At 60.0% G+C, this 515-nt stretch carries 1 protein-coding gene; it reads right to left on the bottom strand.

Features of this window, described 5'->3' with window-relative positions:
• Positions 1–176 precede the first annotated feature (176 nt).
• Positions 177–515 (bottom strand): DUF294 nucleotidyltransferase-like domain-containing protein (locus V3W49_RS23135; protein WP_500148335.1); only part of this gene is annotated, 339 nt, incomplete at its 5' end.

The raw sequence follows: 515 nt of genomic DNA, 5'->3' as shown, positions 1-515 counted from the left end.
GCACTTTCACAAATTCCCTCACTTCACCCTCCCCCCTCCCCCCTTCCCCCTCGTAGTCATACTGCCACCCCACCACCCCCCCCATCCACATCACTATCCATTCCCTACGTCCCCCCCTTTTCACCCCCAACACCCTCCCCCCATCCCCCCTTCCTCCCCATAATCCCCCCACCACACTACCCATAACCCCACGCCCCCACACCCTCCCTCACAAACCTCCCCACCTCAACAAACCACTCATCCTCACCCCCCCCATCCAAACCCTTCTCCAGTACCACCCCCTTATCCTGATCCCTCACCATCACCTCTTCCTCACCCCCCATGCATCCCACCCCCACCAACCAATACCCCACCCCCCCTCTCCCAAACTCCTTTTCTCCCACCTCCACCAACCCCTCCCTCAACCTCCCCCCAATTACCCCCATCCCCCTCCCCATCATACCCACCACCCCAATCCCCACCACCATCCCCCCAAAAGCCAACAACACATCACAAATCCCCATAATCATCCCATC

The organism is Rosenbergiella sp. YN46 (assembly GCF_036620675.1).
Classification (GTDB): domain Bacteria; phylum Pseudomonadota; class Gammaproteobacteria; order Enterobacterales; family Enterobacteriaceae; genus Jejubacter.
This window is presented reverse-complemented; position numbering and strand designations above follow the sequence as displayed.